Source organism: Pontibacter flavimaris, assembly GCF_001907195.1.
GTDB classification, from domain to species: domain Bacteria; phylum Bacteroidota; class Bacteroidia; order Cytophagales; family Hymenobacteraceae; genus Pontibacter; species Pontibacter flavimaris.
Window position 1 is genome coordinate 727,715 of sequence record NZ_LVWA01000005.1, and the last position, 23,145, is coordinate 750,859.

Genomic DNA, 23,145 nt, shown 5'->3' on the forward strand with positions numbered 1-23,145 from the left:
AGCTTATACTTTTGAGGCAAGAGATTTATCTGGAGCAGCCCCGGCAGCCGGCCAACCTATAAACTGGTCCATGGAGGGGTATACGTTAAAACCGCAGCCAACGGGCCTGTCGAAAAGCCGGGCCGGCAAAATGCCGGAGGCACCGCCGGTTACCAGCACTATGCTTCCTCGTATGCTTGTCATGGGGGTTATAGTTGTTTTAACAATATGTTTTTATGGGATAAGATATTTCATCTTCGTCTGATATCAAAGTATGGCTTTGTACTTTTTTAGTTTATTAGATAACTGTACCTTTGGGAGAGGCGGCCATGCCATAAGTTAAAACCGAGCTGAAACGATGAAAATAATTGAGTGCCCGCGCGATGCCATGCAAGGCATCAAGGACTTCATACCTACCGAGGCGAAAGTAAAGTATATCAACCAACTGCTCAAAGTAGGCTTCGATACCATTGATTTCGGGAGTTTCGTTTCTCCGAAGGCCATTCCGCAGATGGCCGACACGGCCCAGGTGCTGGCGGGGCTGGAGCTGGACAAATCCTCATCCAAACTGCTCGCCATTATCGCCAATACGCGCGGCGCGGAGGAGGCCGCCAAGTATGCGCAGATCGATTACCTGGGCTTCCCGCTGTCGGTATCGGAGACGTTTCAGCAACGCAACACCAACAAAAGTATAGCCGAGGCCATGCAGCAGCTGGCCGAGATCCAGGACATCTGCCAGAAGCACAACAGGACGCTGGTTACCTACATTTCTATGGGCTTTGGCAACCCCTACGGCGATGCCTGGGATGTGGAGACGGTGATCGGCTTCGTGCGGGAACTGGATAAACTACAGGTAAAGATCGTGTCGCTGTCGGATACCATTGGCGTGGCTACGCCCGAGAACATCACCTACCTGTTCACGCACCTGATTCCGGCCTTTGCCCATATCGAGTTCGGGGCGCACCTGCACACCACGCCCACTGCCTGGCAGGAGAAAGTGGAGGCGGCCTACCGCGCCGGTTGCCGTCGCTTCGACGGGGCCCTGCGCGGCTACGGCGGCTGCCCGATGGCCAAGGACGAGCTGGTGGGAAACATGCCCACCGAAAATATGATCAGTTACTTCGAAAATATTGGTGTAGATTTGCAGCTCAACAAAGCTGCCCTGCAGGCCGCCATGGCCGAATCGGGGGCGGTGTTTCTATAGTATGGCAAGAAGACACATAGTTGATATATTCGTTCCGTGCTTCGTGGATCAGCTCTTTCCGGACACGGCCATGAACATGGTGAAGGTGCTGGAGAAGGTGGGCTGCGACGTGCGCTACAACCCCAACCAGACCTGCTGCGGACAACCCGCCTACAACGCCGGCTTCTTTGACGAGGCCCGTGAAGTGGCCGATAAGTTTCTGGAGGATTTCACAGGCGATACTTCCCATTACATCGTGGCGCCCTCGGCCTCCTGCGTGGGCATGGTGCGCAATGCCTACCAGGATATCTTCGTAAAATCCTCGAAGCTGGTACAGTACCGGGCTATGCAGAAAAAAGTATACGAGCTGACTGAGTTCCTGACCGACGTGCTGGGCATCACCCGCATTGAGGGCGCCTCGCTGCCCGGCCTCTATACCTACCACGACTCCTGCAGCGCTCTGCGCGAGTGTGGCATCAAGGCGGGCCCGCGTGAGCTCCTGAGCCACGTGCGGGGGCTGGAACTGGTGGAGATGGAGGATAATGAGACCTGCTGCGGCTTTGGCGGCACCTTTGCCGTGAAGTTCGAGGCGATCTCGACGGCCATGGCTGAGCAGAAGGTAGACAACGCCCTCGCCACCGGCGCTGATTACATCATCTCCACCGACAGTAGTTGCCTGATGCACCTGGAGGCCTACATCAAAAAGCAGAACAAGCCCATCAAAACCATGCACATCGCCGACGTGCTGGCCAGCGGCTGGTAAGTATAAATACCTTCTTGAAGTATAAAAAGAGCGTCCTGTGCAAGTATAGTTTGCACAGGACGCTCTTTTTATACGTGTTATACTTGGTTAGCGGCTGATGTAGTAGCCGAAGCCAAAGGAAAGGGTGCTGCCATCCAGGTTCAGGCCAAAGTTTGAAGAGGTTGACTTATAATCGTTAACGTATTCTAGCTTTGATTTTGATGTATTGCGTGTATATCCCAGGTTCCCAAAGCTAGCACTCAATCCTATTTTCTCTGTTGGGAAAAAGGTGATGCCCGGTTTTACACCAGCACTGAAACCCGTGGACTCATTATCAGATGATCCTGAACTGCCGCTAGTATTCTCTGAATAGGACTCGTATTCAGCCGAAACATAATTGACATAAGCTTGGCCAGTAAATGCAATTTTCTCTGAAATAGAGAAATACTTTTTTAAGTAAGGTCCAATAGCAAAACTGCGATTTGAGGTTTCACTTGTTGAATACAGTTGAAGACTGCCATCCGGTAGAACGGAGTGAACTTTTGTTTCATCGATGGATGAAGTATAACCTACGGACATGCCCGCTTCCAAGCCATCTCTTAGCATGTATCCTACACTGGGAGCTATCGTGAAGGATCTGTTGCCAGTCTTATGCGTGACGGCGTCGCTTTTGAAAGTATTATTCTGATAGTTTAGGGAGCCGGAGACCACGATGGTACCCTGAGACGTCTGGGCAAAAGCGGCGGAACCGATGCATGCGAGGAGAGCGGTAAGCAATAGTTTCTTCATGGTTTGTCTTCTTTGGGAATTTAGGATTTTATACTTAGTTGAAATAAAAAGGCATTTTGGAGAAAGCGTGGCAGTGTAGAGATTCCCATACTTCATCATCTGGGGAACACCGAGGAGCATTGGTGCCTGCACAGCTGCAAATGGCCTTAGTTTAGCGGTTGATATAATAGCTTAAGCTGAAATAAAGCGCATCCTCAAAACCGATTTTAAATCCGGAGTAGGTTTTTACAGGAGTATCACTTGCTTCTGTTTTCTTTAGTGTCTGCTCGTATCTTAGCCCCCCAAGCCCGGTGCTTATACCAAGTTTATCAGTGGGGAAATAGGTAATTCCCGGGGCCAGCGCTGCATTAAAAAAGATTTCTTTGGGCTGAGAATCAGTATTCGCGTCGGACTCCTTTTTGTACACTCCTAATGCAGTAGAGAACTGGCCGGTGAGGGCAAACTGCTCAGAGAGCATAAAGTACTTTTTTAAATAAGGGCTGATAGCGAAGCTGTTTGTTTTAGTCTTCGTTTCGTGTCTATCACCTTCACTGTTGAAATTTATGTTTTTAGTTGTTGAATGGGTGTAACCCAAAGCAGCACCAAGTTCAAGGTTTTCCCCAATCATATATCCTATGCCGGGGGCTATTCTGAAACCTGTTCCACGAGATTTGTGGATGATGGTACCGTTCTGAGTGGATTCCGAGGTGTTAGTGGTAAATGTAAGCTGGCCCGTTACTACAACCGTTCCCTGAGAGGTTTGTGCGTAGGCACCTGTGCCCAGTAACCCGAATAGGGCTGCTGCTAGAAGCTTCTTCATGTTTGTTTTCTTAGATGAATGATAGGTTGTTATCTGTCACAGTCTACAAGTATAGTTAATACCCTATGTTTTAACAAGCGCCTTTTAAATTTCCTGCATCCCAAGGTATACCCAAAGCAGCCTGAAACGGGATAGTGCCGTATAAGCCACAAAATTATACTTGGAAGTGGCAGACAAAGCAAAAGAACAGAAGATAACTAGCAACAGCCGGCCGCTGCGGCAGTCGCTGAAGGAGTATGCCCGCGGGATAACCGGCGGGCTGCTGTTCAGCTTTCCGCTGCTCTACACCATGGAAGTATGGTGGGCCGGCTTTATCGCCTCTCCTCTTAACCTGTTGGTTCTGGTGCTGGTAACCTACCTGCTGCTGCTGGGCTACAACCGCTATGCCGGCATGCACCCCAGCGTGTCCTGGCGCAGCGTCATGGTAGACTCCGTGGAGGAGATGGGAATCGGACTGGTGCTCTCGTTCTGCGTGCTGTTCGTGCTCAACCGCATACAGCTGCAGGACATGGCCCTGGCCGAGATCATGGGAAAGGTGATCGTGGAGGCAATGGCGGTCTCGATAGGCGTGTCCATCGGCACGGCGCAGCTGGGGGAGAGCGAGGATGAGGAGGGGGAAGACGAGCTGGAGCACGAGAAAGAACCGCTGCGCTTTGGGATGGTGGTGCTCGCCGTCTGCGGGGCGATCGTGATTGGCGGCAACGTGGCACCGACCGAGGAGGTGCTGATGCTGGCGGTGGAGGCACAGCCTTACCATGTGCTGCTGATGGCGGTGCTCTCGCTGCTGCTCAGCATGGTGGTGGTCTACTTCAGCGACTTTAGGGGCACCTCCGGACGGCGCTCGGGCAATCTCTTTTTTGACCTGACGCTAGACACCTGCCTCACCTACCTTATTGCCCTTGCCGTATCGGCGGCGGCCCTGTGGTTTTTCGGCAGGTTTAGCGGCGTGAGTTTCTGGGTGGCTTTTTCGCAGACCATAGTGTTGGGCGTGCTTTCCTCGCTGGGGGCTTCTGCCGGCAGGCTGCTGATTAAATAAGATAAAACGTACGAGATGAACAAGGAAGAAACGCAAAAGGAGCGTGAAAGCAGAGATATAAAAAACTGGCTCGAGTGGACGGTGTTTGGCCTTAGCCTTATACTTGTCCTGGCGATCTTAGGCTACCTGGGCTATAAAGTATACCATCACTCCGAAACCCCCCCGGAGATTCTTACACAAGTATGGCCTTCCCCATCAGAGCAGATGCCTAACCGTTACCAGGTAGTGGTGGAAAACAAAGGCGGCACTTCCGCAGAGGAAGTACGCGTGGCGGTGTCCATCCGCAGAGGCGACCAGGAGCTGGAGAAGGCGGAGCTGGATATAGCGTTTGTGCCCCAGGAGTCGAAACGGGAAGGATGGGTGGTGTTCGAGCATGCCCCGGCTCAGTCGGATTCCGTTGTAGCGAGGGTAGTAAGTTTTGAGAAGCCGTAACTGGCACTGCCAGCGGAGACTGAAAGTATAAAGTTTAGCAGCTAGGCGGATTATCCTACAAATTAAAACTAGCCCCCGGTCTTCGGCTCCCTGGTTTATACTTCCTTGAATATCCTCCTGAACGCAACCCGGTAGAAAGGATTTCAGGCTGATGCGGCTTCCTCCCAAGATCCTTTCAGGATGACAAAACAGTGCGTACGTATCTTTTCTATCTCATCCGTCTAGGTAACCTACTGCATGCGCGGACTGCTCCTGCAGAAAGCCTCTAAAACAGACGGGCTTCTTCCAGTCCTGAAAGAAGCCCGCCGCTTAGAAGATAAGTTATACTATGCCTCCGGCATGATGCGCACCACCAGGCCATCCAGGTCCGGGTTTACGCGGAGCTGGCAGGAGAGGCGGCTGCTTCCCGTGGCGTGGGGCAGGGTCTCGAGCATGTAGGCCTCATCGTCGTTCATCTCGGGCAAGTCGCCGTGGTTCTCGAGCACCTCCACATGGCAGGTGGCGCAGATGGCCATGCCGCCGCAAACGGCCTGTATCGGGAACTCATGCGCCTTCAGCACCTCCATCACCGAGAGGTTCATGTCCAACGGGGCCTCCAGCTCGATGCGCTCCCCGTTTGCCTGCTCTACAAAGATCGTGATTGCGTCTTTCATTGCTGCAGCTCCTGAATACCGTTAACGGTGGTATACTTTAACACAAACTTTTTATCCGGGTAGATGATGTTGTAGGCACTCTGCGCCATCAGGGCTGCCTCGTGGAAGCCGCAAAGTATGAGCTTCAGCTTGCCCGGGTATGTATTCATGTCGCCGATGGCATAAACGCCCTTGATGCTGGTGGAGTAATCCTCGGTATCCACCACAATGGCACTCTTGTCCAGCTCCAGGCCCCAGTTCTCGATCGGGCCCAGCTTAGGCACCAGCCCGAACAGCGGGATGAAGTTATCCACCTCAATGCGGTAAGGCTCGGCGTTGTCCACCATCACCGTTACGGCCTCCAGGTTGTCCTCGCCGTGCACCTCCGTCACGTTAGACTTCAGGATGAGCTTTATCTGGTCTTCTTCGGCCATGCTCAGCACCTTGGCCGCCGACTCGGGCGCGCCCCTGAACGTGGTGCCGCGGTGCACCAGCGTCAGCTCCTTGCAGAGGCCGGCCAGGTAAATGGTCCAGTCCAGGGCGGAGTCGCCGCCGCCGGCTATCACAACACGCTTGTTGTGGAACGCTTCCGGGTCGCGCACCATATACTCCACGCCCTTGCGCTCATACTTATCCAGGCTCTCGATGGCCGGCTTGCGCGGCTCAAAGGAACCGAGTCCTCCGGCAATCACCACCACCTTGCAGGCAATCTCAGTGCCATCCACCGTACGCACTATAAACGATCCGTCGTCCTGTTTCTCCAGGTCTTCCACGCGCTCGCCCAGCGTAAAGGTGGGGTGAAAGGGTGCAATCTGCTGCTCCAGGTTCTTGATAAGGTCACCGGCCAGGATCTCCGGGAAGCCGGGTATGTCGTAAATGGGTTTTTTAGGGTAAATCTCAGACAGCTGACCTCCTACGGCTGGCAGCGCGTCTACCACGTGGCAACGCATCTTGAGCAGGCCCGCCTCGAACACGGCAAACAAACCTACCGGGCCAGCGCCCACGATGCATATATCCGTTGTTATTTTGTTCATGATTTATGTTAGGTTTTCAAATATAATATAAGGTAAAGGTAGCCACCGCAAGGCAGCTAACATAGAAAATTCTATACTTTCTCGGAGGCTTTTCTGTGCCAGCCCGGTGCAAGCCTACCGCCCTTTCTGGCGCATAATTTCCTGCAGCCTGAGGGCGTTGAAGGCGGCATAGCCCAACTGGTCGTTGTCGAAGTATACATACACCTCCAGCCCCTGCCGCTGCCAGTCCTGGCATTGCTGCGCCCATCCCTGCAGCGCCTCCTCCGGGTAGGAACCTGCGTACTTGCCTCCGGGGCCGTGCAGGCGCACGTACACGAAACCGGCCGTTACGTGAAGCGGCGACTGATGGCCATCCAATTCATAAATACAAAAAGCGGCATTATGTTTTCGGAGGAGGTTCAAAACTTCATCGGTATACCAACTGGGGTGCCTGAACTCGAACGTATACTTATAATAAGGAGGTAGCAGGGCCATAAAGTCCTGGAGGCGACGGACGTTGACCTTCCAGCCTGGCGGCAATTGGAATAGCACCGGCCCCAGCTTGTGCTCCAGCGCGTTGGCCGCAGCGAAAAACCGGCTGAGGGGCTCCTGCGGCTCCAGTAGCTTTTTCATGTGGGTGAGGTAGCGGCTGGCCTTAACCGCGAAGATAAAATTATCCGGAACTGACTCGCGCCAGCGGGCAAACGTTTCGGCAGGAGGCAGTTTGTAAAAGGAATTGTTGATCTCGACGGTGCTAAAATGGCCGGTATAGTAACCCGTGAAGCCACTTGGCCGTAGCTCTTTCGGATAGAAGGTTCCCACCCAGTGCCTGTAGTGCCACCCCGACGTGCCGATGTGTAGCTGTTGCTCCATGTGCCGCTATTGTTGAGGGATTATACCTGCGGAGCAGTGCAATTGCTTAGCCAGCAAAAGCCTTAAAAGTATAACCAGTGCCTGTTTTGGCAGTTGTTCCAGCCGCCAAACGTGCGGGAAAAGTATCCTAAGGCATACGTAAAAACTAAATATAGGGAAATGTTTTAAACTATATAAAGATGGAATTATGTCTTATTAAGGGTGAACAGGCTGAATAAGGAAGTGAATCGCTGAACTACCCTTTTTGTCAAAGCGTTTAATTAAGTACAAAGTTTTATCATTAATAAACTATAAATCAGCTTACCATGAACTTTGACTATCGTAATGACCGCAGCGCTTTTGGCCAGCGCGAGGAGGGCAGCTTCGGCGAAAGCGGCTCAATGAGCGCTGCCAGTGGCAAGCCGCATTATGGGCGAGATAACGCCAGCATGCGGGGCAACGACTACTATGGCACGCAAGGCTATAACAACGACTATAGCCGTGGAAACTACAGTGCCTCCACCTACGGCAGCGTTCGTAGTGGAAAGGGTGGCTATACCGCCAGCCAGTCCGGGAGCATGGATAGAAACTACATCGAGTTTCCGGACTACAGCAACAGGCCCACGTACGGCAGTTATGCCGGCAGCCGGGCGTATACCGATTTCATAGACCACAACTATGGCTACACCAAGTCGGGGTTGGGCAGCGGCAGGTATAGCTCCAGTACCTACAGCACCCGGGATGATAAAAAGCTTCGGAGCACCTACGATCATAAGCAGGATGCCCCGGCTTCCCGTGCCCCGTTCCGGTCGTCCAACCAGTCGCGCTACAGCGAGAACGACGGCCGCCGCAGATAGCAGCAGTTCAAACGCATACATACAGGAAAGGCCCGCTGCACAAGCGGGCCTTTTGCTTTGCCGGAGAACCGTTCGGCGCTGCCCCCGTTTAGTATAGATCAGATTGATGTACAACTTAAGACACGTAAGCTATGAGAAACGACAGAGATAACAGCAGGTACTACCACACCGGCCTTTGGAGCGGCAGGGATGTGTATGACTTTGACCGCGACACCCGCGACGGCGACTTCGGGCGGGAGTACCAGGACCGCTACCGCGAAGGCAACAACCCCAGGGATTTCCGCGACCGCCGCGACTTCGACGCCAACCGCTTCCAGAACTACCGCAGCCGCGACTATGATCTGGAGGATACATACAACGAGAGCACCCGCGGACGCCGCCACGAGCTCAGCGACATTCGCCAGGGCTACGGCATCCCCAGCTTCGGCAGCTCCTCCGGGCGCCACGAGGATGTGCGCGACATGCAGCGCGAGCGCCGGGCGCAGCAGGAGCAGGGCTATGGCTCCGGCCGGATGAGCGGCTACAGCGGCTCCCGTTTTGGTGGCGCCAACTACAGCGCCCACGGCGACTTTGGCGGCTCGGACCGCTACAACGCCATGAGTGGCGGAGGCGGCAACATGGAGCGTACCGTTTCCTCGTCAGGCTACGGCGGCGGGCACAGCAACGCCTCCATGCACCCGGACAGAAGCACGCACTCTGACAGAAGTGAGCCAAACTACCTGGGAGGCAACCGCAACCCGCGGGAGCAGCGGGCGTTTGGCGGTGACAGCAACCGGGAGGAGCGCCGCCATCGCTCCGACCACCACAGCAGTGGCAGCACCGACAGGGGCGGCTACAGAAACTACGACCCGAACGACTGATTTATACTTTCAGGAATACTTATCGCGACAGCACCTGTTACACCAGCAGGTGCTGTCGCGTTTTATAAAGTATACATGGTGGGCAGGCTTCCCTCAAAACATCTGCACAGCCGCCCTGTTTTATACTTTAAGGTATAGCTTTAGAACATGAAGAACAGAACCGTAGCCCGCTTGCTTTACGCCGAGACCGTTGACATGGGCGGTTTGCCCGTGCACCAGCCTTTCCCCACCCAGCAGGTAGACCAGATAGACCCGTTTTTGCTGCTGCACCACCACATTCATGAAATGCCGGAGCACGTTCTCCCGCACAAGACGGGGGTGGGGCCGCACCCGCACCGTGGCTTCTCCCCGGTTACCTTTGTGTACCGGGGCGGGGTGCACCACCGCGACTCGCGCGGCAACGACAGCGTGGTGTATGCCGGCGGCACCCAGTGGATGAACGCCGGCAGGGGCATTGTGCATAGTGAGCGCCCTCCGAAGGATATAATGGAGCGGGGCGGGGTGCAGGAGATCATTCAGCTTTGGGTAAACACTCCCGCCGCATACAAGCTGGAGCAGCCGGAGTATTTCGCGTTGCAGGCCGAGGATACGCCAACCGTAACGGCAGCGGGCGTAAGCGTGCAGGTGGTGGCAGGTGAGCATCAGGATGTGGGCGGGCCCATCAGCACCAAATCGCCGGTGCTGGCGCTGCGCCTGGAGGTAAAGGCCGGGGCCAGCCATACTTTTCCGCTCCCAGCAGACTACAGCGCTTTTTTATACTTGCTGGATGGCGCCGTGCAGGTGGCCGGCTTTGGCTTGGTGGAGGGGCTGCACCAGGTGCTGTTTAACCAGGATGGCGAGGGCATTACCCTGACGGCCAGGGAAGACACGCGGGCGCTGCTGGTGGCCGGAAAGCCGCTGGGGGAACCGGTGGTGGCCAGCGGCCCCTTCGTGATGAACAGCCAGACGGAGATCATGCAGGCCATGCGCGATTACCAGATGGGCAAGCTGGGAATACTGATAGAAGACTGAGGTGCTTAATCCTGCATGCGGAGCCAGCCCAGGGCCGATTCCACGGTGGTGAACTGCTCCATTTGCACGTGCACGTTTAAGTTCTCCTGCGCCTTGCTCATCATGTTCTCGAAGGAAATATAGGTGAACACATCGGCCTTTACCACACGAGCCACCTTCTGAAGCTGGCTTTTGAGCAATAGGGGGATAAGCTCCTTTATGATCCACTGCTGGTCCTCGAAGGTGACGTGGGAGAGCCGCCTGGAGTCGGCCAGCCAGAGCCGGGTGCTCTGGTCCAGGATGAGCTGCTTAATAGCGTGGAGGCCTTCCCGGTACTCCTCCGTGCTTACGGGGCGCATCCAGGTGATGTGCAGCAGGTCTTCTTCTGGAACGATGCGTGAAGTGAGGTATTCCGGAAGTTCAGCAGAAGTCATAGTCTTTAAATAGTGTACAAAACTATACTATTTTTACCTGATAACATAGTGTGTGCAATGTAAGATAGCAGTTTTAGAAGGAGGGATGAAGTATAAATTTCATACTTTGCCATCCTGAATTGCCTCATTCAAAACGGCAAAGTTAACTTTAAAGTATGGCAACGAATAAGATATACATCAAGAACATGGTGTGCGACCGCTGCAAGCGCGTGGTGGCCGAGGAACTGCAGAAACTGGGCTACACCGTGCTGCAGGTAGGCCTGGGCGAGGCCGAGTTGGCCACAGATGACCCTGAGGTGAACATGGAGCAACTGCGGGAGGTGCTTGAAAGCAATGGCTTTGAGCTGCTCGACGACCGCAGGACGCAGCTGATCGAGAAAGTAAAGCTGGCCATTATAGAACTGGTACACCAGACCGGCGAGCAGGAACTGCACATCAACACCTCGGACTACATAGCCGATAAACTGGGGCTGGAGTACAACTACATCAGCTCGCTCTTCTCCTCCTTCGAGGGGATAACAATAGAGAAGTACCTCATCCTGCAGCGCATAGAGCGGGTAAAGGAGCTGCTCGTATACGATGAGCTAAGCCTGAAGGAAATTGCCTACAAACTGGGCTACAGCAGTGTGGCGCACCTCTCTAACCAGTTCAAGAAAGTAACCGGCCTCACCCCGAGCCATTTTAAACAGGTTAAAAGCGAGAAACGAAAAACGCTGGACAAGGTGCAGGATTGATCACAAATGCACGTTGCTGAAAATCTAACTCCGGATTCAGAAGAGGCGGATTTAATACAGAAACACGCACTTGCTTGCCTGGAGGAACCGGGTGGAGTTTATACTTTGAAGCATTCGTAAACTGCCGATAGAGCGCATGCAAGTATAAAAAAGAAACCGGCAGAAGTATAAAAGCTACTGCCGGTTTCCTGGTTTATACTTTTACGCAAATCATTTGAGCGTGGTGGGGCACACAAAGTTCGTGCGCGGCAGGTTTGTCTCAGCGATGGCCTTGTAGCCGCCTTGCACATCCACAATTTCCTGAAACCCCCTCGACCTAAGTATGGAGGCCGCGATCATAGAGCGGTAACCGCCGGCGCAATGAATGTAAAGCGTGCGGTCCTTCGGCAGCGCGCCCAGGTGCTCGTTCAGGTAATCCAGTGGGGCGTTGAGGGCCGTTTCCAGGTGCTCTGCCTGGTACTCGCCCGGCTTGCGGACATCCACGATGCAGATGCTGTTGTCCTGCTCAAAGCTGGCGGCCAGCTCGGTGGCAGGTACCGAAACCAGGGAATCGACCTCCTTGCCGGCGTCTGCCCAGCTCTGGAAGCCGCCTTTCAGGAAGCCAATGGCGTTGTCATATCCCACGCGTGCTAAGCGTGTCACCACCTCTTCCTCGCGGCCCTGCTCCGCCACGATCAGGATCGGCTGCTGGATGTCAGGAATAAGCGCGCCCACCCACGGGGCAAAGCCGCCGTCGATGCCGATGCTGATGGCGTTGGGGATAAAGCCCCGGGCGAAGTCGCCGGGCTTGCGGGTATCCAGCACCAGGGCTCCCGTTCCGTTGGCCGCAGCCTCAAAGGCTTCCGGTGATAGTTCCTGCAGGCCCTGTGCCATCACATCGTTAATATTGGCGTAGCCGTCCCGGTTCATCTGCACGTTCATCGGGAAGTAACCCGGCGGAGGCAGCAAACCTTCCGTCACCTCCTTCACGAACTCCTCGCGGGTCATATCGGGGCGCAGGGCGTAGTTATTTTTCTTCTGGTTGCCCAGGGTGTCGCTTGTTTCCTTGCTCATGTTCTTGCCGCACGCGGAACCGGCGCCATGGGCAGGGTATACTATCACGTTGTCGGGCAAAGTCATGATCTTGTTGCGGAGCGAATCATAGAGGTGTGCCGCCAGCTGTGCCTCCGAAAGGTCTGACTTTACAGCCAGGTCCGGGCGGCCCACGTCGCCGATGAATAGCGTGTCGCCGGAGAAGATCGCGTGCTCCCTGCCATTCTCGTCGAGCAGCAGGTACGTGGTGGACTCCATCGTGTGGCCCGGCGTGTGCAGCACCCTGATGGTAAGGTCGCCCACCTTCATTTCCTCCCCGTCCGTAGCCAAGTGTGCCGCAAACTTAGGCTGTGCGTTTGGCCCGAAGACGATGGTAGCGCCGGTAGCTCTGGCCAGGTCCACGTGGCCCGAAACGAAGTCGGCGTGGAAGTGCGTCTCCAGAACGTACTTTATGCTGGCGCCGTCTTTGGCGGCTTTTTCTAAGTATGGCTTCACCTCGCGAAGCGGGTCGATGATAGCGGCCTCGCCCTTGCTTTCGATGTAGTAAGCCCCCTGCGCCAGGCAGCCTGTATAGATCTGTTCTACTTTCATAGATCGTTACTTTCCTTAATGGTAGTACAAATATCGCTAAAATATACACGTATCACAGTGACATTTATCACCGACATGAAACACCTTGCATTTTATACTTTGCTGCAGTGTATAGAGTCCTCTCAGCCTGATGGTGAAATCTGCTGACTCACAAGTATAAAAAAAGCCTTCCTGAAGTAATCAGGAAGGCTTTTCTAATGGTTGCTATACTTTTACTGCACTGCAGACACAGCTCTGAAAGCGTTCACGCGGCCATGTCCGTAGTAGGGGTCACGGCCCGGTTTACCCAGGTCGTCGGCAGAGGCACGCAGGGCGGCTCTCACCTGAGCCGGGTCCATATCGCCGCCGTTCTTGCCTATAATAAGGGCTGCTACGCCCGTGGCATGTGGTGCGGCCATACTTGTACCTACAGACCAGTAATAGGAAGCTCTTGTCGGATCGAGGTTGCTGCCACTGCTAAACACGTAGTCAAACACATAGACATACTGCGTTACGCCTCCGATAACAGCTATTTCAGCTCCTGGATATACATAGTCACCGCCCGGGGCGGCAAAGTCTACATCCGAAGTGCCATAGTTGGAGTAAGAAGCCAGGTAGTCCAGGTTAGCGGTCAGCGGGCTTAATGCCCAGCCCTGTGGTGCCGTGGCGGAGATAGAGATCACGTTGGTGGAACCAGAAGGGATGTGGGCCAAAGACTTGTCCGCGTTACCGTTGTTGGCATCATTGCCAGCTGAGGCAATAATAGTAACGCCTTGCTGCGTAGCATAGTTGGTTACCTTGTTGATGGCATTCAGCAACTCCTGCGTCGCCTTGGTGTCGTTGATCACAAAGTCGTCGGTAGGATCATCCGGTGTGCCATTGTCGTCAAGGTACTTGCCGTTGGCCGGCAGCGCTGCGCCCAGGCTCATGTTCACCACGTCGGCGCCCTGCGCTACAGCGTGCAGGATACCCTGCATCATCCAGGAGAAAGAGCCGCTTCCGGAGTCGCGGAGTACTTTTACAAGTATAAGCTCGGCCTCCGGAGCCACACCGATGATGCCTATGCCATTATCCGCAGCGGCAATGGTACCGGCTGTGTGGGTGCCGTGGCTGCCTACTCCAGGCAGTGCGTAACCCAGCGTTTCACCCGGAACAAAGTTTCTGCTGGCGGCCATGTCGATATTAGGGGCCAGGTCAGCATGGTCGAGGTCAAAGCCACTGTCAAGCACGGCAATACGAACCCCTTTTCCACGGTAGCCGGCATTCCAGGCTTCCGGAGCATTCACGGCGTCGTGTCCCCACTGCAGGTCAAAGTAACGGTCGTTGTCGCCGCTGAACGGCGGGTTTCCGAAGGCCTCGGCGTCGAACTCCACAATCTTCTGGTCGTCCGGGTTGTACCACTGAATCTCCAGATCAGGCACTACAGTCACGCCCTTGATCTTGCCAGCCTTGGCGGCGAAGTCAGGGTCGCTGGAAGTAACGGTAATGATGCCCACTTTGTCCATCACGCCGGTTACGTTTCCTTTCATACTTCTGAGCTGCTCTTGAATGTCGGAAGGCAGGCTGTTGCCGGCGGCAACCACCATGTAGTGCCCCCGTTTGATCTTAACGCCGGTGTGAACGGCGCCTGCTGTCGCCGCATTGGTCGCATCCGCATTAAAGCCTGCCGAAGGGTTTACCTGCTCCTCTTCAGGAGAGCAGGACAACAGTAAGCCGAGCGCCACCATAGGAAATGCGGCACGCGTAGTAAGTCTTTTGATCATAATAATAATTGTTAAGGTGAGGTTTTAAAGGTTTTGATTGTTTTAGGTGTACTTAATACTTTGTTAAGATAAATACAAAAAGTGATATAACAAGCAGATAGTCTGTAAATTTTTTGAATAAAATAAGTAAGTGTTGGTATTATGGATGTAGCATCTATACTCTATAGCGTAAATAAAAGTTGCTACGGGCGGGCGATTATTAGAAAAATAAAAGAATTTACTACAGTATATTGTGCATTACCACGGCAACCTGAAGCCCAGGCTGATAAAGCCGCGCCAGTCGGAGCGGCTTTCGTGGGCTACGCCCGCTGTTATAGGGCCTGCGTGCGTGAGGTAGCCAAGCGTGGCGCTGTAGCCCAGGCGGGTGGTTTCGCCGCGCAGGGTGCGGTAGCCGTGCAGCAGGCTGGTGTTCATCAGGGTGGAGCTAAGCTGCAGGTATAGCTTCTTCCGCAACTCGGCCTGCAGCCCAAGCCCCGAATATAACAGGTTATCGGCTGAGTAGGCAAAAGGCTCCGCTGCGCGGTACTCCACCATGTTGGGCAGCACCGAAGTATAGCCTCCTATCAGGCTTTCCTCTCCAATGGGCAGGTCGTTGCTGGTATACATCACAAGGCCCTGGCGCAGGAGCAGGCTGAGGTTGCGGCGCAGCGGCACAACACCGCTCGCCCTAAGCGAGACGCGGAAGTAGGGGTCTATGTTGTTGCGGATGCTGTTCTCCAGGTTCTGCTGCCCCTGCCGGGCGCGTAAGGTAAACCGGTTGCCGAGGATATAGCTGCCCTGCACGTCAACTTTCCAGCCACGGGTGGGAAACGCAAGCCGGTCCAGCGTGTTCAGGCGGAAGAAGGTGGAAAAGGTCCAGTTGCGCACCTTCAACTGCTCCAGCGTACTGATGTCCACCGTCAGGGAGTCCAGATTGATTTGCCCCGCCACCTGCGGGTAGAAGCGCGCGAGTTTGTACTCTAGTTGCTGCCCCAGTGTCCAGGTGTTGTTGGTGGTGGTCTGCCAGCCCAGTGTGCCCAGGTTGATGTTCTGCTGCAGGATGGCCACCTTATTGCCGCTCTCGTTAAAAATGGAGATATCGTTTTTGTAGTACTGGCTACCCAGTTTGGCGGCAATGTGGTAGCGATAGCCCATGTACTTGAGGTAGTTCACATCGCTGCGGATGTTCTGGCCCAGGTCTACCTCGGCTACAAAGCGGGAGCCCTGCCAGAACAGGTTGCGGCGGGTAAAGTTAACGGTGGCGCCGGCCCGGTTCTCAGAGTCGTAATAGATGGCTGTCTTAAGGGCTCCCTCCGCCGCCTCCTCCACATTTACCTGTAGCAGGTGGCTGCTGTCGGTGGGCACCAGGGCGTAGGATACCTTGTTGAAATGGCCCGTGCCGTAGAGGACCTCGATGCGGCTTTCAATGGTGCTGATGGTGGTGGACTCGTTTTCCTGCAAGCGTAGGCGACGGCGCAGAATACGCCGTGGGGTGGCGTTCGTGCCGCTGATGAGGACCTGGCCTACCTTTACCGAGTCCTCCAGGCTGCTGCGATCTGGCTGGTGCATCGGTTCCCTGAACGAGTGCATGTACGCCGCAAGGGAGCGCAGGCTATCTTCATACTCCCGCGCCACATGCTCCCCGATTTTAATGACCTTTTCGGTATCGGCGAAGCTGCCCGTATTGTATCCCTCCAGGTAGGGGAGGATATCCACCAGAAAATCCGTTTTCTTCTTCTCGCTTTCCAGGTTAGAGGCGCTGGTAAAGAAGGTAGCCTGCACCAGCACGTCCAGCATGGATTTCAGGTTCTTCTCCGGCTCCAGTCCGCTGCCCACGTTCACGCCGATCACAAAGTCGGCCCCCATGTCGAGCACCTCCTGCACCGGGAAGTTCTGCACCAGGCCACCGTCCACCAGCACCCGGCCGTCCATCTTGCTCGGGGTGAACACGGTGGGGATGGCCATACTTGCCCGCAACGCCTCCGGCAGAAAACCCTGCTGCAGCACGACCTTCTCGCCGGTGGCCAGGTCGGTGGCCAGGCAGGCGAAAGGGATGGGCAGCTGCCCGAAGTCCCGTATGTTGTGCGCCCCACGGGTAAGGCGGATCAGCAGGTTATTCAGCGCCTGCCCTTCAATTAGCCCGCTCGGGAAGCTGATCCTGGTGCCGTTCACGGGCAATTCCAGCAGGTAGCGCCCGTAATATTCCTTCTCTTCCATGGCGATCTGGCTCAGGGGCACCTGGTTGCTCAGCAGCATCTCCCAATCCTGTCCTAAGGCTATCTCCTCTATCTCGCGGGGTGAGTAGCCCAGGGCGTAGAGGGCGCCCACCAGGCTGCCCATACTTGTGCCTGTGATGTAATCCGGGCGTATGCCGGCCTCTTCCATCACCTTCAGGAAACCGATGTGCGCCATGCCTTTCGCGCCGCCCCCGCTTAGCACCAGCCCAATCTTCGGGCGCTTGGCGGGGCGCTCGGGCCATGCCTGAGCCGCTACCTGCGCAGGAGCGAAGGTATAGAGCAGCAGCAGTACGGATAGGAGGTAACGTCTCATCAGGAAGTATCGGGTCGGGCGGGTGCCTCCCTAGTAAACTCTAAAAGTATGGGCCAAAGTATAAACACCCGGAGCGCGAAAGTTAAGCAATTCTGTACAAGCGGCTAAGGGGTGCCGCTTTTTTTAGAGGGAAGCCCATAAAAAAGCCGGCCTGTGGAGCAGGCCGGCTTTCCTAAAGTATGAATGGCACGCTAGAGCGTTTCGTCTTTGATCTTTGACCCGGCGAAGCCATAGTACATGATGTACAGGTAGCATACCAGCGGCACCAGGAACGATATCTGAAGGTTGCCGGTGATGTCGGCCACGGCGCCCTGCAGCGGCGGCACAATGGCGCCACCCACGATCGCCATCACCAGCAGCGAGGATGCCTGGCTGGTATGCACGCCCAAGCCTTTAATGGCCAGCGTGAAGATGGTAGGGAACATGATGGAGTTGAACAGGCCGATGGCGATAACCGCCCACATGGCCACGGCCCCAGAGGCAAAGCTGGTGATGAGCAGCAGCACGACCACGGTGGCAGAAAAGTAGCCCAGCGTTTTGCTCGGGATAAAGCGGCCCAGCAGCAGCACGGTAAAGTTCAGGGCGATCAGGCCAAGCACGATCAGGGCCTCGTTCAGGCCATAGGCGGTGAAGAGAAGCACAAATACCACGGATGCGATACCACCCATCACAGCATACTTACCGGTAGTGTTCTTGGAGTTAGAGAGGGCTATGGCGCCAAAGAAACGGCCCACCATGGCACCCCCCCAGTAAAAGGCAAGGAAGTGCCCGGCCTCCGCCTCCTCCAGTCCGGCGATTTCCGGCAGCCTGAAGAAGTTGATCAGCGCACTGCCAATGGCCACCTCGCCGCCCACATAGGCAAAAATACAAATAATGCCCAGCACCAGGTGGCGGTAACGCAGTGCGCCCGCGCCCGGCGTGATCTCGTCGGAACTCTGAATGCTTGGCAGTTTTGAGGCTTTGATAAGCAGTGCGATGGCCAGCAGGGCAGCAGCCAGGCCCAGGTAGGGCATCTTAACGGAGTCAGCGCCTGTGTCGGCAGCGTTTACCGCGCCGAAGATCAGGTAGCCGCCGATGATGGGGGCAATCGTGGTGCCCAGCGAGTTAAGGGCCTGCGTCATGTTCAGGCGGCTGGCAGCTCCCTCCGTCGGACCAAGTATGGCCACGTAGGGGTTCGCCGCGATCTGCAGGATGGTGATGCCGGAGGCCAGCACGAACAAGGCGCCCAGGAAGAAGCCGTAGCTCAGCGTGGAGGCCGCCGGGTAAAACAGCACGCAGCCCACCGCCGCCACAACCAGGCCGACAATGATACCATTCTTATACCCGATCTTGCGAATAGGGTCTCCCTTGGTGATGGAAAGTATAAAGTACAGGAGTGAGACGAAGAAGTACGCCCCGAAGAAGGCCGTCTGGATGAGCATGGCCTGCCACAGCTCCAGCGTGAACACCTGCTGCAGCTTAGGTATGAGAATATCGTTGAGGCAGGTGATGAATCCCCACATAAAGAAGAGCAGGGTAACCGTAACCAGAGGACCTCTGTAATTCTCGGTTACTTCCTGCGAAGCGGGTGTTTTAACATTGGTTTGCGAAGTGCCAGCCATAGTAAGTCGTAAGTTTATACTTGTTTAAGGTTTTGATAAGATCTGCGCGCTCGTTGGGTTGCAGCAATTTACATTTAAAAATCGGCTGTTGCACGTGTTTAGGACACAACAACAGCGTACGTTATCGTTTGTGCTCGCTTACAGATAGTTTATAGATGGTCGTCTCCCGGTAGGTTTCGCCGGGCCTGAGTATGGTGTCCGGGAAGTTTGGTTGGTTCGGGGAGTCCGGGAAGTGCTGCGTTTCAAGGCAGAAGGCATAGTGCCTGGTGTATGTATTGCCGTCTCTGCCCGTGAGCGAGCCATCCAGGAAATTGCCGGTGTAAAGCTGAATGCCGGGCTGGGTGGTGTATACTTCCAGCACGCGCCCCGAGGCCGGGTCGTATACTTCGGCTGCCGTGGTTATGCGTTCATTGCCTTTGTTCAGCACAAAGTTATGGTCGTACCCGCCGCCTGGCAGCTCGTGCAGGTGCTGGCCTATGGGCTGCGGCTGGCGCAGGTCCAGGGGCGTGCCCGCCACCGTTGCCAGTTCCCCGGTTGGTATAAGGGTTTCATCCACCGGCGTATACTTCTCTGCGTTGATCTGAATAAGGTGCCCGCTAATATCGTTTGCCTTGCCTGCCGAGAGGTTGAAGTAGCTGTGGTTCGTCAGGTTTACCGGCGTGGCCTTGTCCGTGGTGGCGCTGTAGTCGATTTGGAGCGCATTGTCTGCCGTTAAAGTATAAACCACTGTGGCCGTCAGGTTGCCGGGATAGCCTTCTTCGCCATCCGGGCTCATGTATGTTAGCTTCAGTGCATTTTGCTGCGGCAGCTCCTCGGCCTGCCACACGACCCGGTCAAAGCCCTGGTAGCCGCCGTGCAGGTGATGAGGCGCATCGTTTACAGGTAAAGTATAGGCCTGCCCATCCAGGGTGAATCTGCCGTAGGCAATGCGGTTGGCAAAGCGGCCCACCACGCCGCCAAAGTGCGGGTCGTTGGGGATGTAGCCGCTCAGGTCATCAAAGCCTGCTACCACATCACCCATCTCGCCATTTTTATCCGGTGTTACAAAGGAGGTCACGATGGCGCCATAGTTGGTGATCTTCACCGTGACGCCCTGCGGGTTGGTGAGGGTGTACAGGTATACTTGCTGCCCGTCCGGGGCGGTGCCAAAAGCTTCTTTCTTAATATCCATGGTCTGGTTTCGGTGGATGTAATACCTGCAACCCGTTGCTGCTGTGTTAGCCCATCCGGGCCGCAAGGGCAAAGAGAGCGTGTTAGCAAAGTATGAACGAGGGTGCCGGTGTTCGTATAATCGGGAGAAAAGATAGCGGGTTTCGCGCTAAAAGCCAACAGTAAGGCAGAGGATAGCTGTAGTTTCCGGAAAAAAGAGGAGTGGCTTTACTCAAGGTTAAGCACCAGCGCACGGCTGCCTGCCAACGAGTCCAGCTCATTGGCAGGCGCCTCTGAAGATGGGCTCAGGCTGCTTGCCAGGTTGCGCACACGTTTGCGTAAAGAAGAAGTTTCCGCCTGCTCCTTCCCATGAAAAAGACAGTGCAGCTTATCTATGGCTTTATAGGTAAGCTTGTACACCGATTTCTGGTCGATGCCCAAGATATCGGAGATCTCGTCGTAGGGCAGGCCGGTGTAATATTTCAGGAAGATTACCTCGCGCTGGCGCTCCGGCAGGTTTTTGAGCAGCAGGTGTAGCTTCTGTCTGTCACTCTCAGACGACTGCAGTTGGATGAGTTCCGCCTCATGCGAGTCCTCTGCGCCCATGATTGTGTCGTCGGGGAGGGGCTCATACTTGCTTTTGAAGGTTGCTTTTTTAACCAGTTCGCAGCGGAAAGCCTTCAGCAGGTAATTTCTCACGCTCGGTGGGGCAGATAGGTTTTGCCTGCTCTTCCATACCTGGAAGAAAACCTGCTGGATGCTGTCCTTCACCAGGTCCGGGTCTGGGGAAAGGCGCTGGCCATAGCGCAGCATAACAGGTGCATAGCGCTTGTACAAGAGGGTGAAATCAGCCTCGCTTCCTTCCCTAAACCTATTCCATATTTCCAGTTCTTCCATACGAACCGTGGTTTTTATGCAGTTCTGATGCCTGCTTGTTTCTGTAGCAGCGGTTCTTGCAGCCGCACTTCATACTTACAGCACCTGGATCCTAGCCTGCAGCGTGTCTCGGTGGAGCCTCCAGGAGTATGTTAACCCTCCTTTTCAAAACTCCGCAGGAACCAGAATCGCACAAATTTACCACTATTAACACCATAATTAAAATGATGTCGCATGGTACTATAGAGATTGTTTAAACATTGGGTGCGTACTCACCTGTTACAGTTGCCTTTAGGCGCTGGAGAAGCATCTTTTTTCTTGCAAAGAAAAATGGAGAGCTTGCGGGGCCTCTATGCTTTTGAAGTATAAGTATCCAAAAGGAGCTATTTACACCTTGTCAAACGTTTGTTCTACGCCATACTTGCCGCCGCAAGTATAACAAGTATAAAAATGGCCTTGCCCCGCTCGCCTCTAAAGCAGAACCACCGCCCCGGCAGGCCAGGGCGGTGGTTCAAAAGTATGGAATGGCAGGTTTAAGCCGCAGTCATACTTTGCGCGGTCACGTAGAAGTTCGGATCTACCTCCACCTTGGTTCTTTTTTTTACCTTCAGCTCCTGCCACTTTATGGTTGGCTCCAGCCACCGCTCCGCGCCGTTCAGGTATACTTTCACGGGCATGTTAAAGCTGTCTACTGTGTTGGCCCAGCGGTACTGCAGCTTTTTTCCGTCGAGCTTGTACTCCAGCCTTGGAATGCGCACATCGCGCAGGTACTGGTCGAAAACCGGTGTCAGGTCGCGGCCGACGTGCTGGCTGAGGTAGCCCTCGATCTGCTGCGTGGTCACGGTCTGGTGGTAGAACTCCTCGTTCAGGCCGCGCAGGATGCCGCGCCATTTTTCGTCGTTGTTCACGATCTGGCGCAGGGTGTGCAGCATGTTGGCTCCCTTTGGGTACATGTCGCCGGAGCCTTCCTTGTTGACATTATAGGTGCCTATGATCGGCTTGTCGTTCCGGATGATGTTGCGCAACCCGATCACGTACTCGTTTGCTGCCTTTGTACCATAGTGGTAGTCCAGGAAAAGCGACTCGGAGTAGTTGGTGAAGCTCTCGTGAATCCACATATCGGCCACATCCTTGTAAGTGATGTTGTTGGCAAACCACTCGTGGGCAGATTCGTGGATGATGATGAAATCGAATTTCAGGCCCCAGCCCGTGCCGCTCAGGTCGCGGCCCCGGTAGCCGTTGGTATAGCCGTTGCCATAGGTCACCGCGCTTTGGTGCTCCATGCCCAGGTAAGGCACCTCGATCAGCTTATAACCATCCTCATAAAAAGGGTAGGGGCCAAACCAGTGCTCAAAGGCCTGCAGCATCAGGTGCGCCTGGGCAAACTGCTTTTTGGCCTTGTCCAGGTTATAGCGTAGCGGGTAAAAGTTCAGGTCCAGCGGGCCTTTCTCGCCCTGGTATTTTTCGGCATAGTGAGCATAGTCGCCAATACTCAGATTCACGCCATAGTTGTTGATGGGGTTGGCCACGTACCAGCTGTAGGTCTTGCTGCCATCAGCATGCTCCTGCGTGCCTTTCAACCGGCCGTTGCTCACGTCCATCAGCCCCTTGGGAGCCCGCACGCTAATGCGCATGCTGTCGGGCTCGTCGTACATGTGGTCTTTGTTGGGCCACCAGAGACTGGCGCCGTCGCCCTGGTTGGAGTTGGCTATCCAGGGCTTGCCGTTGGCGTCGTGGGTCCAGGTAATGCCGCCGCTCCAGGGCGGGTTCTCGCTCACTTGCGGCTTGCCGCCGAAGTATACTTCGATCTCTTTTTCCTGGCCCGCTTGCTGCGGCTCCTGCAGCTGCACGAACCAGGCGTTGCCATCCTGCTGCACCGGCAGCTCCTTACCGCTCTGCGTTACCCTGTTGATGCGCATGGGCGGCTGCAAATCCACCTGCAGGCGCTGCTGCGGCTCCAGCACCTTGTAGCGAATGGTGTTGCTGCCCTGCAGGCTGCTGTCCTGCGGATTCACGCTAATGTTGAGGTGGTAAAAGGTGAGGTCCCACCAGGCGCGCTCCGGGGTGATGCTGCCGCGCAGGGTGTCCTGGCGGGTAAATTCCTGTGCCTGTGCTGCCGTGGCGCCCAGGGAGAGGATGCCGCCCAGCGCCAGGGCGCGGACTATGTGAGGGGTCTTCATACTTTCGTCGTTAGGATGATCATCAAAAAAAACATCCTGCCCAAAGTACTTCAAGCAGGATGCGATAGCTAAGATAGCTTTTTTGTCATGTATGGCAACAAGGCCGCGTCAAT

22 protein-coding genes are annotated in these 23,145 nt (G+C 55.1%); 8 read left to right on the forward strand and 14 right to left on the reverse strand.

Going from position 1 to position 23,145, the window contains the following annotated elements; all coding sequences use genetic code 11:
* Positions 1–3: 3 nt before the first annotated feature.
* Positions 4–183 (reverse strand): hypothetical protein, encoded by a 180-nt coding sequence (locus A3841_RS11405; protein ID WP_073852417.1) that lies wholly within the window; start codon positions 181–183, stop codon positions 4–6.
* Positions 184–337: 154 nt separating this feature from the next.
* Between A3841_RS11405 and A3841_RS11410 the strand changes: the two genes are divergently transcribed.
* Positions 338–1,183: a hydroxymethylglutaryl-CoA lyase gene (locus A3841_RS11410; RefSeq protein ID WP_073852418.1), complete on the forward strand. Its 846-nt coding sequence runs from the start codon at positions 338–340 to the stop codon at positions 1,181–1,183.
* 1 nt (position 1,184) lies between these two features.
* Positions 1,185–1,925, forward strand: coding sequence for a (Fe-S)-binding protein (locus A3841_RS11415; protein WP_073852419.1), 741 nt, complete (start codon positions 1,185–1,187; stop codon positions 1,923–1,925).
* An 87-nt stretch (positions 1,926–2,012) separates the two neighbouring features.
* On the opposite strand, the gene A3841_RS11420 is transcribed toward A3841_RS11415, so the two are convergent.
* Positions 2,013–2,693, reverse strand: coding sequence for an outer membrane beta-barrel protein (locus A3841_RS11420; protein ID WP_170866177.1), 681 nt, complete (start codon positions 2,691–2,693; stop codon positions 2,013–2,015).
* Between the two features lie 151 nt (positions 2,694–2,844).
* Positions 2,845–3,492 carry an outer membrane beta-barrel protein gene (locus tag A3841_RS11425; RefSeq protein WP_073852421.1) on the reverse strand — a complete coding sequence of 216 codons (648 nt, stop codon included), beginning with the start codon at positions 3,490–3,492 and terminating at the stop codon, positions 2,845–2,847.
* Positions 3,493–3,658: 166 nt separating this feature from the next.
* On the opposite strand from A3841_RS11425, the gene A3841_RS11430 reads away from it, so the two are divergent.
* Positions 3,659–4,528 (forward strand): TIGR02587 family membrane protein, encoded by an 870-nt coding sequence (locus tag A3841_RS11430; protein ID WP_235861372.1) that lies wholly within the window; start codon positions 3,659–3,661, stop codon positions 4,526–4,528.
* A gap of 15 nt (positions 4,529–4,543) precedes the next feature.
* The gene (locus A3841_RS11435) at positions 4,544–4,960 is read left to right on the forward strand and encodes a hypothetical protein (protein WP_073852422.1); all 417 of its coding nucleotides are present in this window, start codon (positions 4,544–4,546) and stop codon (positions 4,958–4,960) included.
* A 326-nt stretch (positions 4,961–5,286) separates the two neighbouring features.
* Here A3841_RS11435 and A3841_RS11440 read toward each other — a convergent pair whose 3' ends face one another.
* The 3 genes from A3841_RS11440 to A3841_RS11450 all read right to left on the reverse strand — a co-directional run bounded on the left by A3841_RS11440 (position 5,287) and on the right by A3841_RS11450 (position 7,478).
* Positions 5,287–5,613 carry a 2Fe-2S iron-sulfur cluster-binding protein gene (locus A3841_RS11440; protein WP_073852423.1) on the reverse strand — a complete coding sequence of 109 codons (327 nt, stop codon included), beginning with the start codon at positions 5,611–5,613 and terminating at the stop codon, positions 5,287–5,289.
* Positions 5,610–6,626 carry an NAD(P)/FAD-dependent oxidoreductase gene (locus A3841_RS11445; RefSeq protein ID WP_073852424.1) on the reverse strand — a complete coding sequence of 339 codons (1,017 nt, stop codon included), beginning with the start codon at positions 6,624–6,626 and terminating at the stop codon, positions 5,610–5,612. The genes A3841_RS11440 and A3841_RS11445 overlap by 4 nt, the downstream gene beginning before the upstream one ends.
* 114 nt (positions 6,627–6,740) lie before the next feature.
* The gene (locus A3841_RS11450; protein ID WP_073852425.1) at positions 6,741–7,478 is read right to left on the reverse strand and encodes a DUF72 domain-containing protein; all 738 of its coding nucleotides are present in this window, start codon (positions 7,476–7,478) and stop codon (positions 6,741–6,743) included.
* 305 nt (positions 7,479–7,783) lie between these two features.
* Here A3841_RS11450 and A3841_RS11455 point away from each other — a divergent pair, with 305 nt between their 5' ends.
* From A3841_RS11455 to A3841_RS11465, 3 genes are all read left to right on the forward strand, one after another.
* Entirely contained in the window at positions 7,784–8,314 is a 531-nt protein-coding gene (locus A3841_RS11455; RefSeq protein WP_073852426.1) for a hypothetical protein, read from the forward strand.
* Positions 8,315–8,445: 131 nt separating this feature from the next.
* Entirely contained in the window at positions 8,446–9,174 is a 729-nt protein-coding gene (locus A3841_RS11460) for a hypothetical protein (protein WP_073852427.1), read from the forward strand.
* Positions 9,175–9,321: 147 nt separating this feature from the next.
* Positions 9,322–10,185 carry a pirin family protein gene (locus A3841_RS11465; RefSeq protein ID WP_073852428.1) on the forward strand — a complete coding sequence of 288 codons (864 nt, stop codon included), beginning with the start codon at positions 9,322–9,324 and terminating at the stop codon, positions 10,183–10,185.
* Between the two features lie 5 nt (positions 10,186–10,190).
* On the opposite strand, the gene A3841_RS11470 is transcribed toward A3841_RS11465, so the two are convergent.
* Entirely contained in the window at positions 10,191–10,598 is a 408-nt protein-coding gene (locus tag A3841_RS11470; RefSeq protein ID WP_073852429.1) for a hypothetical protein, read from the reverse strand.
* A gap of 155 nt (positions 10,599–10,753) precedes the next feature.
* On the opposite strand from A3841_RS11470, the gene A3841_RS11475 reads away from it, so the two are divergent.
* On the forward strand, positions 10,754–11,332 hold the full coding sequence (locus A3841_RS11475) for an AraC family transcriptional regulator (protein ID WP_073852430.1): 579 nt from the start codon (positions 10,754–10,756) through the stop codon (positions 11,330–11,332).
* A 210-nt stretch (positions 11,333–11,542) separates the two neighbouring features.
* Here the strand turns inward: A3841_RS11475 and A3841_RS11480 are convergent, their stop codons facing one another.
* The 7 genes from A3841_RS11480 to A3841_RS11510 all read right to left on the reverse strand — a co-directional run bounded on the left by A3841_RS11480 (position 11,543) and on the right by A3841_RS11510 (position 23,032).
* Positions 11,543–12,955, reverse strand: a complete 1,413-nt coding sequence (locus A3841_RS11480) for an MBL fold metallo-hydrolase (protein ID WP_073852431.1) — start codon at positions 12,953–12,955, stop codon at positions 11,543–11,545.
* A 212-nt stretch (positions 12,956–13,167) separates the two neighbouring features.
* Positions 13,168–14,697 (reverse strand): S8 family peptidase, encoded by a 1,530-nt coding sequence (locus A3841_RS11485; protein WP_073852432.1) that lies wholly within the window; start codon positions 14,695–14,697, stop codon positions 13,168–13,170.
* A 237-nt stretch (positions 14,698–14,934) separates the two neighbouring features.
* The gene (locus tag A3841_RS11490) at positions 14,935–17,226 is read right to left on the reverse strand and encodes a patatin-like phospholipase family protein (protein WP_073852433.1); all 2,292 of its coding nucleotides are present in this window, start codon (positions 17,224–17,226) and stop codon (positions 14,935–14,937) included.
* A 191-nt stretch (positions 17,227–17,417) separates the two neighbouring features.
* Positions 17,418–18,827 (reverse strand): sugar MFS transporter, encoded by a 1,410-nt coding sequence (locus tag A3841_RS11495; RefSeq protein ID WP_073852434.1) that lies wholly within the window; start codon positions 18,825–18,827, stop codon positions 17,418–17,420.
* Between the two features lie 121 nt (positions 18,828–18,948).
* Positions 18,949–19,998, reverse strand: coding sequence for an aldose epimerase family protein (locus A3841_RS11500; RefSeq protein WP_083610314.1), 1,050 nt, complete (start codon positions 19,996–19,998; stop codon positions 18,949–18,951).
* Between the two features lie 206 nt (positions 19,999–20,204).
* Entirely contained in the window at positions 20,205–20,873 is a 669-nt protein-coding gene (locus A3841_RS11505) for an RNA polymerase sigma factor (RefSeq protein ID WP_073852436.1), read from the reverse strand.
* A gap of 512 nt (positions 20,874–21,385) precedes the next feature.
* Positions 21,386–23,032, reverse strand: a complete 1,647-nt coding sequence (locus A3841_RS11510; protein WP_073852677.1) for a M1 family metallopeptidase — start codon at positions 23,030–23,032, stop codon at positions 21,386–21,388.
* Positions 23,033–23,145: the final 113 nt, after the last annotated feature.